Genomic DNA, 10,807 nt, shown 5'->3' with positions numbered 1-10,807 from the left:
GGTTTCGCAACTCAAAATTAGAATTATACAGGCCTTTTTTGTATATTATTTGTTCGGACAGTTATGTTTTGCTATAGCAAAAAATGTAACCCAAAGAAAACAGTTAGAAAACCAAAAAGAGGAGCTATTTGCAGAAATATCAAAAATTAATCAAGATTTAGAAAATTTTGCTCGTATGGCTTCTCATAATTTAAGATCGCCGGTAGCAAATATTTTGGGATTATTTGATTTGATAGATTATTCTGAAATAGAAAATAAAGACACATTAAACATCATTAACCTAATAAAAAAATCAACCCAAAAGGTTAGTGCTACTTTGGAAGAATATATTAATGAGTTGGTTAAAAAAGAAACCCATCCTCAATTAAATATTCAAGAAATAAGAATTAGTGAATGTTTAAACATTGTAATTCAATCTGTTAGTGGTTTAATTAATCAAAATAATGCTAAAATAGAACAAGATTTTACAGCGTTTGATAAAATAGATTTTAATAAAAGTTATTTTGAAAGCGTTTTGTTAAATTTATTAACCAATGCGCTCAAATATAAAAAACCTAAATCTGATCCTCAAATTACTTTCAAAACCATTTGTAATGGTAATATAAAGCAATTAGAAGTATCTGATAAAGGAATAGGTCTAGACTTAGAACGTTTTAAAAATAAAATATTTGGGTTAAACCAAACATTTCATGGCAATAAAGATGCGAAAGGCGTAGGTTTGTTTTTAGTAAAAAAACATATTACTGATATGGGTGGGGATATCACCATTGAAAGCAAGAAAAATGAAGGAGCAAAATTCATAATTACTTTCAAAAGCTAAATGTGATTTTTACAATATGGATATAGCTTCTTACTAGATAAGACAAAATAAGGTTCGATAATTAATTTTACCGAACCTTTTTTTATAATTATTTTAAGTTATTCAATGCTTCTGCAATTCTTTTGCAGGCTTCTTTTAACTCATCTTCAGATGCAGCGTAAGAAATTCTGATACATTTTTCGTTACCAAATGCTTCACCAGTTACTGTAGATACATGTGCAGTATTTAAAAGATATAAAGAAATATCTTCGGCATTGTTTAAAGTTGCACCATTTACAGATTTTCCAAAGAAAGAAGAAACATCTGGGAAAAAGTAAAAAGCACCATCTGGTAAATTAACTTTTACACCTTCAATTTTGCTCAATAAATCGTAAACAATTCCTCTTCTTTTTAAAAAAGCATCACGCATTTCATGTACTTCTTTTAAACCACCATTTAAAGCAGCAACACCAGCTTTTTGGGTAATAGAACAAGTTCCAGAAGTAATTTGGCCTTGTAGTTTGTCAGCAGCGTCAGAAATCTCTTTTGGAGCAGCTAAATAGCCAATTCTCCAACCCGTCATTGCGTAAGCTTTAGAAAAACCATTTACTAAAATAGTTCTGTCTTTTACAGATGCAAACTCAGCTATAGAAACATGACCACCAATAAAATTGATGTGCTCATAAATCTCGTCAGATAAAATGTAAATGTTTGGGTGTTTTTCAAAAACTGCAACTAATGCTGCTAGCTCTTCTCTGCTATAAACACTACCTGTAGGATTACAAGGAGAAGAAAACATAAACATTTTAGTTTTCGGAGTAATTGCGGCTTCTAATTCTGCAGCAGTAATTTTGAAGTTATTTTCTGCAGTGGCGTTAATATACACAGATTCTCCTTCAGCTAATTTTACCATTTCTGAGTAAGAAACCCAGTAAGGAGTAGGTATAATAACCTCATCACCCGGATTAAGCATTACCATTAAGGCATTAGCTAAAGCTTGTTTTGCACCTGTAGAAACAACAATTTGATCAAAATTATAATCTAAATTGTTTTCTCTTTTTAACTTGTCAGCAATTGCTTTTCTTAAATCTGGGTAACCAGAAACTGGAGTATAGTAGGTGAAATTTTTTTCCATAGCTTCAACCGCAGCGTCCTTAATAAATTGCGGAGTATGGAAATCAGGCTCACCAAAACTCAAGTTGATTACATTGATTCCTTTTGCAGAAAGTTCTCGGCCTAATTTGGCCATTTTAATAGTCTGGGACTCTGCCAGATTATTGATTCTATTTGATAAAATACTCATGGTTTAAGTTGAACCGCAAATATATAAAAATTGTTTTTATGAGGTAATGGAATCTAAAATCTATAAGTTTGTAAATTAAAAATAATTACAAAATTTACTTTGCAGCCAAAACTAAAAATTATTCTTGCCTCTCTTTTAATAAGCATTGTATTAATGCTATTAAAGTTTCTTGCTTACTTTATAACACATTCAAATGCAATTTTAACAGATGCAGCAGAGAGTATTGTTAATGTATTAGCTAGTGGTTTTGCTTTTTATAGCGTTTATTTAGCGGCAATGCCAAAAGATAAAAACCATCCATACGGACATGGTAAAATTGAGTTTTTTTCTGCTTTTGTTGAGGGTACACTCATCATTATTGCTGGTTTAGTAATTATTATTAAATCTGTTTTTAATTTAATTTATCCTCAAAATATAGTACAAATTTTAGACGGAACACTCATAATTGGCTTTACAGGATTAGTAAATGGCTTGTTAGGTTGGTACTTAATTGCAAAAAGCAAAACATTAAATTCTATCACTATACAAGCAGATGGTAAGCACTTAATAACTGATGCTATTAGTAGTTTTGGATTGGTTTTAGGTTTGATATTAATCTATTTTACAAATTTAAATTATCTTGATTCTGTTATCTCCATAGCTTTAGGATTTTTTATCATTTACAATGGTTATCGCTTAACTCGCAAGTCTGTAGGTGGCTTAATGGATGAGTCTGACTTAAAAGCCTTAACTGGCTTAGTAAGTTACCTAAATCAAAATAGGCAGCCAAGCTGGATTGATATTCATAATTTAAGAATGCAACATTATGGTGCTGATATTCATATAGATTGCCATGTTACTTTACCGTATTATTTCGATTTAAACAGGGTACATCAAGAGGTTTCAAATATTGATGATTTAATTAGTAAAAATATAAACGACCAAACAGAGTTTTTTATTCATGCAGACCCATGCTTACCAAAATGTTGCCATTATTGTAGTTTAGAAAATTGCAATGTAAGGCAAGAACCACAAACTAAAATCATAACATGGCGTTTAGATAATGTAACTAAAAATCAAAAACATTTTGAACAATAATGAGTGATAATAAATTTAACATTAGGGTTTATGGTTTATTAATTAATAATAATAACCAGATTTTATTAAGCGATGAAGAAATTAACGGAGTTCGTTTTATAAAATTCCCTGGTGGAGGCTTAGAATTTGGCGAAGGTTTAAAAGATGCGCTAAAAAGAGAATTTATTGAAGAATGCGATTTAGCAATTGAAGTAACAGAACATTTTTACACCACAGATTTTTTTGTAGAATCTGTTTTTGGTGGCGGCCAGTTAATTTCTGTTTATTATTTGGTTAAACCGATTGGAGAAATGCTTTTTAAAATCTCCAATTGCCAGTATGATTTTGATGGTCAAGATGGAATAAGTAAGCAATGTTTTAGGTTTGTAGCTATTGATGAATTATCTGATAATTCACTTACATTTCCTGTTGATAAACATGTAGTTAAATTATTGAATAATAAGTTTTTATGAGTAATATAGTTGAAAAAGATTTAAATACCATTTGGCATCCATACACTCAAATGAAAACGGCGGACAAACCAATTGCTATTGTAAAGGGAGAAGGTGTTTATTTATTTACAGAAACTGGTGAAAAAATTATTGATGCAGTTTCATCTTGGTGGGTAAATATTCATGGACATAGCCATCCATACATTGCTCAAAAGGTATTTGAACAGCTGCAAACATTAGAACATGTAATTTTCGCAGGCTTTACGCATCCGCAAGCTGTAAACCTGGCCGAGAATTTATTGAGTATTATTCCCAAAAATCAAGCTAAAATATTTTTCTCTGACAACGGGTCAACAGCTGTTGAGGTTGCTATTAAAATGTGCTTACAGTTTTGGAATAATAAAGCAGAAAAAAGAACTAAAATATTAGCCTTTAATAATGCTTACCATGGCGATACATTTGGTGCAATGGCAGTAAGCGGAAGAAGTGCTTTTACAGCTCCTTTTGACACTTTATTATTTGATGTAGAATTTATTGATTTACCTAACGAAGAGAATATTTCATATCTCAAATCTCAAATCTCAAAACACAAATCTCAATTAGCTTGCTTTATTTTTGAACCTTTAGTTCAAGGTGCTGGTGGGATGTTGATGTATGAAGCTAAATATTTAGATGAATTAATTAAGCATTGCCGAAATGAAAATGTTTTAACCATTGCAGATGAGGTAATGACTGGCTTTGGGCGTACAGGAAAACTTTTTGCATCAGACCACTTACTTAATAAAGCAGATTTGATGTGTTTTTCTAAAGGATTAACAGGCGGCACAATGCCTTTAGGTATTACATCTTGTACACAAGAAATTTACGATGCTTTTTTATCAGATGATAAACTAAAAACCTTATTTCATGGGCATTCATTTACAGCAAACCCAGTAGCTTGCGCAGCAGCAAATGCCAGTTTCGATATTTTAATGCAAGCAGAAACGCAGCAAAATTTAGATAGAATATCCGCAAAACACGCTCAATTTTTAGAGCAAATAAAATTGCATCCAAGAGTTAAAAAATCAAGACAATGTGGTACAATTGTGGTGTTAGAATGGAATGTAGAAGGAACTTCTTACTTTAACAACATAAGAGACACCCTTTATAATCACTTTTTAAGTAAAGGAATTATTCTGCGTCCTTTGGGTAATATCATTTACATAATGCCTCCGTACTGTATATCAAATGATGATTTAGATTATATTTACAATGAAATTAAAGCCGCTTTAAATAAATTCTAAGCTGTTTTAGGGCTTTTCTTTTGAAAGCTGTAAATTAAATAAACTAAGGTTGGTAAAATAAAAATACTCCCTAATAATAAAGCCCAACCTAAGGCTTCAATAGTTTTAGCATTTCCTTGTTCTTCTAATAAAGAAAGATGATTGCCGTTTTTCAATAAAACAATGTTTGGGTAATGTTTCCAAGTGGTGATCAATAAAATCATAGTAACTTGGAAACCCGCCAAAACTCGCATTATATTGGTGTATTTGCTGTTCCAAATCATCCATAATATAACTACAGATATGGTTGCTAATGTAAAAGCGACTACACCAACCGTATTATCAAAGACCCAATTTATTAATGGGATTTTTTCGTAAACCGAAGCTAAAAAAACCAAACCACCAGCAATTACAGCTGCAACATTAAAAAATTTAGCTTTCTTAATAAAACGTTGTTTTTCTGTTTCATCGGTTGTTTGTCCAATAATAAAAACTGCCGCTAAAAAACCACAGATGGCCACAGTAAATAAGCCAACACTAAAAGAAAAAACATTAAACCAGCTCATCACATATGCATCTACAAAGTTGTTTGCATCAGTATCAATTCTTCTTGCAACAGTTCCACCAGCTATTATCCCTAAAAACAGCGGAGTAATAAAACTAGAGTACACAAATATTTTATTGTAGATATGCTGCATTTCATCCTTAACTGCATCATAATGCCTAAATGTAAAGGCAGTACCTCTGGCAATAATCCCTAACAACATCAGCAATAAAGGAATATGCATATAGGTTGACATGGTGGTATAAATGCTAGGAAAGCCCACAAAAAGTATAACTATGGCAATAATTAACCACATGTGGTTGGCTTCCCAGATAGGACCAATAGCTCTATACATTGTTTTTCTGGTTTTACTTTTATTCTTATCTGATGTAAAAAGTTCTAGAATACCAGCACCAAAATCTGCTCCACCTAAAATTAAATAGAGTAAAATGGCTGTCCATAAAAAAAACATCACTACATATAACATCATTCTTTTAGGAGTTTAAGGTAAATCATATAGTTTAGGAACCATTTTTATTTGGCGATAAAGCATAAATGCAACTATAATAGAAAGAGAAACATACACTGCACTAAACAGGTAAAAGGAATAAGCAATTCCGGGCATAGGCGTTACTGCATCTGCTGTTCGCATAATGCCTTTAATAATCCATGGTTGGCGACCAACTTCGGTAACTGTCCAGCCTGCTTCAACGGCTATAAAACCTAATGGAGTAGCTAATACAAACAATTGGAGTAACCATTTTTGCTGCAACCAATTTTTCTTTTTCCAAAGCGCAATAAAATATGCTAACGAAATTGCCATTAGTAACATGCCAATACCAACCATAATTTGAAACGCATAATGTGTGATTGCTACTGGAGGTTGGTTTTCTTTTGGGATATCATTTAAACCTGTTACTTTAGCGTTAAAATCGCCATGAGCCATAAAGCTTAGCACCCCCGGGATTTTAATTGCATAATCTACTTTTTTCTCTTCGATATTTGGAATACCACCAATTATTAATGATGCAGATTTTTCTGTTTCAAAATGAGCTTCCATTGCCGCTAATTTTGCAGGCTGGTTTTTTGCAACAAACTTTGCAGATATATCGCCACTTAAAGGTTGAAGCACAGCAGCAATAGTCCCAAAAATAGCCGCAATTTTAAAAGACTTGGTATGAAAATCTATACTCTGTTTTTTCAAAATCATTAAAGAATGTACGCCAGCAACCGCAAAACCTGTTGCTGCAAATGCCGCAATGCACATGTGTAAAGCTTGCGAAAACCACGCATCGTTAAACATTGCTGCAATTGGATCTATATTTAAATATTTGCCGTCTATGTAATCAAATCCTGTTGGGCTGTTCATCCAAGCATTTGCAGCCACTACTAAAATTCCTGACAGCAATCCACTAACACCAACAACAACGCCTGTAAACCAATGAAACCATTTGTTAAACCTATCCCAACCGTAAAGAAAGAAGCCTAAAGCAATTGCTTCAATAAAAAAGGCAGTTCCTTCTAAAGAAAATGGCATCCCGAAAATTGGGCCAGCATGTAGCATAAACTTAGGCCATAATAAACCTAATTCGAAAGATAAAACTGTACCTGATACTGCGCCAGTAGCAAAAAATATAGCAACGCCCTTGCTCCAAGCATTTGTGATATTTCTATAAACTATTTTATTTGTTTTTAGATACAGGTAATGTGAGACAGCCATAAAAAAAGGCATAACCATACCAATACAAGAAAATATGATATGAAAGCCTAAGGATAAGGCCATTTGCGAACGAGCAGCTAAAAAGTCATCCATTTATTACGATTTTATTGTGTAACAAAACTAATCATAAACAATGATTTGCATTAAATTATCAAGACGTTCTTTTTATTTATAGTGATTATGAATTGAGATTCATTTTGTATTCATTTTTTAGGAATATCTAATTCTTTTATCTTTAAACCATGAAACCTCAAAAATTCTCCATCACAGCCAGATTGCAAAGTTTTAAATATGCTTTTGATGGTTTTAAAGAGTTTATAAAAACAGAGCATAATGCTCGCTTACATTTATTTTTTACGCTTTTGGTTATTTTATCCGGTTTCTATTTTGGGCTTAATAAAACAGAGTGGATAATTATTGTTTTTGCAATTGCTATAGTTTTTATCACCGAAATTTTAAACACAAGTATTGAGAAAATAGCTGATTTTATTTGCACAACGGAAAACTCGAAAATTAAGAAAATTAAAGATTTAGCCGCCTTAGCAGTATTAATAAGTGCTTTAATGGCTATAGTAATAGGCTTAATAATTTTTTTACCTAAAATATTACAACAATTTAATTTTTAGTATTTTAAAGTACCTCATTTAAATCATTTATTAAATCATCAATATGTTCTAAACCTACAGAAACTCTCAATAAATTTTTTGGAGTTTTTGTATCTGGTCCTTCAACAGAATAACGGTGTTCTATCAAACTTTCAACTCCACCTAAACTAGTAGCTTGGGTAAATATTTTTAATCCATTAACTACTTGTCGGGCTTTTTCTTCGCCATCTTTTAATAAAAAAGAAAGCATACCGCCATAAGAAAGCATTTGCTGTTTAGCTAAATCATGCTGAGGATGAGATACTAATCCTGGGTAATATACTTCTGAAACTGCTGGATGATTGTCTAAGAAATTAGCTAATTTTGTAGCATTTTCAACATGCCCACGCATACGGTAAGGTAAAGTTTTAATACCTCTAGTCACTAAATAACAATCAAAAGGAGAGGGGATTGCGCCACCATAACCTTGTACAATTTTTATTTTTTGCCAAAACTCAGTGTCTTCTTTGGTAATTAATGCACCACCAGATACATCACTATGTCCATTTAAAAATTTAGTTGTTGAATGCATCACTATATCAGCCCCTAAGCTTAAAGGTTGTTGGCAAATAGGAGAGGCAAATGTATTATCAACCACAAATGTAAGCTGGTGCTCCTTTGCAATGTGAGCTACAGTTGCAATATCACAAAGTTTCAATAAAGGATTTGATGGAGTTTCTGCCCAAATCAATTTTGTTTCTCTTTTAATGGTGTTAAATATCAATTCGATATCTGTGAAATCAATAAAATCAAAAGTTAAAATACCATTAAACATTAGTTTCAATTGATTTCTTAAACCGTGATACATATCATCTGGGCAAATAATATGACTACCCGGTTCTAAAGCTTGAAAAACAGACATTCCAGCAGCATTACCAGACGAAAAAGCACAGGCATCAATACCACCTTCAAGTTTAGCTAAAACATTTTCTAAAACCTTACGATTTGGATTAGCAGCTCTTGAATAAATAAAACCACCCGGATAATCTCCATTTTCACCTCTTTCAAACGTAGTTGATAAGGTAAGTGGCTGAATTACAGCATTAGTACTTTTATCACTTTGGTTTCCGGCATGGATGGCTATGGTCTCAATCTTCATCTTAATAATCTTTATTTATTCAAACATAATATAATCATTGTTGTTTTACATTTATTAAACGCAATTAAATAGCCTTTTTGCTATTTTTGACAAAATTCTAATATTTATGGATTCAGCAAATCAGCTAGAAACTTTATTCAACAATAAAAATTTAAGCAATCAACATCGTGAAATTGCCCAAAAGGTAAAAAATAACGAACGGATTACTTTTGACGAAGGCGTACATTTATACCAAACTGCCGATTTATCATACTTAGGTGTTTTGGCAAATTATATCAGAGAAAAACGTCACGGTAATAACACTTATTTTAATCGAAATTTCCATATAGAACCCACTAATCTTTGTGTTTACGATTGCAAATTTTGCTCCTATTCTGTTTTAATTAAAGAAAGAAGTGAGGGATGGGAATACACTATGGATGAGATGCTTAACATTGTTAAATCTTATGATGACCAACCTGTTACCGAAGCACATATAGTAGGAGGTGTTTTACCTCAGTACGATATGGATTTTTATATGAATTTGTTCACTGCGATAAAGAAACACCGTCCAGATTTACATGTTAAAGCTTTAACTCCGGTAGAGTATCATTACATATTTAAAAAAGCTAAAGTTGATTATGCTACTGGTATGAAAATGATGAAAGAAGCAGGTTTAGAATCTATGCCTGGCGGCGGAGCAGAAATTTTTCATCCAGATATTAGGAATCAAATTGCTAAAGATAAATGCAATGCCGACCAGTGGTTGCAAATACATGAAGAATGGCATAAATTAGGAATGCGATCAAACGCTACCATGCTTTATGGACATATAGAAACTTTTGAACATAGAATAGATCACTTACAGCGTTTAAGAGATTTACAAGATAAAACTGGCGGCTTCCAAACATTTATTCCTTTAAAATTTAGAAATCAGGATAACCAAATGTCTAATGTGCCTGAATCTACTGTGGTGGAAGATTTAAGAAATTACGCCATTTCCAGAATTTACCTTGACAATTTTGATCACATAAAAGCATATTGGGCTATGATAAGCCGTAGTACCGCCCAATTATCTTTAAACTTTGGTGTTGATGATATAGATGGTACTTTAGATGATACCACTAAAATATATAGTATGGCTGGTGCTGAAGAGCAACACCCAGCAATGAGCACAAAAGATTTAGTAAAGTTGATAAAAGATGTTGGGCGTAAACCAATTGAAAGAGATACTTTATATAATGTGGTAACGGATTACGAAAATGTGGAATTTGCTGATGAAGTAAAACCAAAATACTATGCACTTCCAGTTATAAATAATTAATGAGTAAGCAAAAAAGTAAAAGATTATATATTATTCGCCATGGCGAAACAGATTTGAATAAAAACGGGATTGTACAAGGTAGGGGAATTGATTCTGATTTGAATGAAACAGGAATTGCTCAAGGTGAGGCTTTTTACAAAATGTACAAAAATATATCTTTTGATAAAGTTTATACATCAAAATTAAAACGAACCCACCAAACTGTTGCTCATTTTATTAAGGAGGGTTTAGCTTGGGAACAATTGGAAGGCTTGGATGAATTAGCTTGGGGCGAATATGAAGGCAAAAAAAGTACTCCAGAGTTAAGAATAGCTTTTGAACAATTAATAAAAGATTGGGCTTTGGGCGATTATAACTCGAAAACTGTAGGAGGGGAGAGCCCAAATGAAGTAAATACCCGCCAAATTGCTGCAATACAACATATTTTAGCGCAAGAAAATGAAGAAACTGTTTTAATTTGCATGCATGGCAGAGCAATGCGTTTATTGATGTGCCAATTAATGAACCGTTCTTTTAATCACATGGATGAGTATCCGCACCAAAATACTTCATTATATATTTTAGATTATGATGGAGAAAATTTTACGATGAAAACTTTTAACAGTTTAACACATTTGCAATAATA

Annotated in this window: 11 protein-coding genes; 7 read left to right on the top strand and 4 right to left on the bottom strand. The window is 32.3% G+C overall.

Going from position 1 to position 10,807, the window contains the following annotated elements:
* A partial coding sequence (locus ACFSSE_RS14145; RefSeq protein WP_379100985.1) for a sensor histidine kinase occupies nucleotides 1-820 on the top strand: 820 nt, incomplete at its 5' end.
* Nucleotides 821-908: 88 nt separating this feature from the next.
* Here ACFSSE_RS14145 and ACFSSE_RS14140 read toward each other — a convergent pair.
* Nucleotides 909-2,102 (bottom strand): pyridoxal phosphate-dependent aminotransferase, encoded by a 1,194-nt coding sequence (locus ACFSSE_RS14140; protein WP_379046801.1) that lies wholly within the window; start codon nucleotides 2,100-2,102, stop codon nucleotides 909-911.
* A gap of 99 nt (nucleotides 2,103-2,201) precedes the next feature.
* Between ACFSSE_RS14140 and ACFSSE_RS14135 the strand changes: the two genes are divergently transcribed.
* The 3 genes from ACFSSE_RS14135 to bioA are packed head-to-tail and all read left to right on the top strand — an operon-like array spanning nucleotide 2,202 to nucleotide 4,893.
* Nucleotides 2,202-3,179: a cation diffusion facilitator family transporter gene (locus ACFSSE_RS14135; RefSeq protein ID WP_379046804.1), complete on the top strand. Its 978-nt coding sequence runs from the start codon at nucleotides 2,202-2,204 to the stop codon at nucleotides 3,177-3,179.
* A complete protein-coding gene (locus ACFSSE_RS14130; protein ID WP_379046806.1) occupies nucleotides 3,179-3,631 on the top strand; it encodes an NUDIX domain-containing protein in 453 nt (150 codons plus the stop codon). Before ACFSSE_RS14135 ends, ACFSSE_RS14130 begins: the two co-directional genes overlap by 1 nt.
* Nucleotides 3,628-4,893 (top strand): adenosylmethionine--8-amino-7-oxononanoate transaminase, encoded by a 1,266-nt coding sequence (bioA, locus tag ACFSSE_RS14125; RefSeq protein ID WP_379046809.1) that lies wholly within the window; start codon nucleotides 3,628-3,630, stop codon nucleotides 4,891-4,893. The genes ACFSSE_RS14130 and bioA overlap by 4 nt, the downstream gene beginning before the upstream one ends.
* Here bioA and ACFSSE_RS14120 read toward each other — a convergent pair.
* Nucleotides 4,890-5,903: a cytochrome d ubiquinol oxidase subunit II gene (locus ACFSSE_RS14120; RefSeq protein ID WP_379047077.1), complete on the bottom strand. Its 1,014-nt coding sequence runs from the start codon at nucleotides 5,901-5,903 to the stop codon at nucleotides 4,890-4,892. The two genes, bioA and ACFSSE_RS14120, sit on opposite strands and share 4 nt — an antisense overlap.
* A 15-nt stretch (nucleotides 5,904-5,918) precedes the next feature.
* The gene (locus tag ACFSSE_RS14115) at nucleotides 5,919-7,229 is read right to left on the bottom strand and encodes a cytochrome ubiquinol oxidase subunit I (protein ID WP_379046812.1); all 1,311 of its coding nucleotides are present in this window, start codon (nucleotides 7,227-7,229) and stop codon (nucleotides 5,919-5,921) included.
* 149 nt (nucleotides 7,230-7,378) lie between these two features.
* Between ACFSSE_RS14115 and ACFSSE_RS14110 the strand changes: the two genes are divergently transcribed.
* Nucleotides 7,379-7,762: a diacylglycerol kinase family protein gene (locus ACFSSE_RS14110; protein ID WP_379046815.1), complete on the top strand. Its 384-nt coding sequence runs from the start codon at nucleotides 7,379-7,381 to the stop codon at nucleotides 7,760-7,762.
* A 4-nt stretch (nucleotides 7,763-7,766) separates the two neighbouring features.
* Here ACFSSE_RS14110 and ACFSSE_RS14105 read toward each other — a convergent pair whose 3' ends face one another.
* Nucleotides 7,767-8,879: a trans-sulfuration enzyme family protein gene (locus ACFSSE_RS14105; protein WP_379046818.1), complete on the bottom strand. Its 1,113-nt coding sequence runs from the start codon at nucleotides 8,877-8,879 to the stop codon at nucleotides 7,767-7,769.
* Between the two features lie 106 nt (nucleotides 8,880-8,985).
* Here ACFSSE_RS14105 and mqnE point away from each other — a divergent pair, with 106 nt between their 5' ends.
* Together mqnE and ACFSSE_RS14095 are read left to right on the top strand one after the other, a co-directional pair.
* Nucleotides 8,986-10,182, top strand: coding sequence for an aminofutalosine synthase MqnE (gene mqnE / locus ACFSSE_RS14100; RefSeq protein ID WP_379046821.1), 1,197 nt, complete (start codon nucleotides 8,986-8,988; stop codon nucleotides 10,180-10,182).
* Complete coding sequence (locus tag ACFSSE_RS14095; protein WP_379046824.1) at nucleotides 10,182-10,805, top strand: histidine phosphatase family protein; 624 nt, start codon at nucleotides 10,182-10,184, stop codon at nucleotides 10,803-10,805. Before mqnE ends, ACFSSE_RS14095 begins: the two co-directional genes overlap by 1 nt.
* The last annotated feature ends 2 nt before the right edge of the window (nucleotides 10,806-10,807 follow it).

This window comes from Pedobacter alpinus (genome assembly GCF_042684645.1).
Classification (GTDB): Bacteria; Bacteroidota; Bacteroidia; order Sphingobacteriales; family Sphingobacteriaceae; genus Pseudopedobacter; species Pseudopedobacter alpinus.
This window is presented reverse-complemented; position numbering and strand designations above follow the sequence as displayed.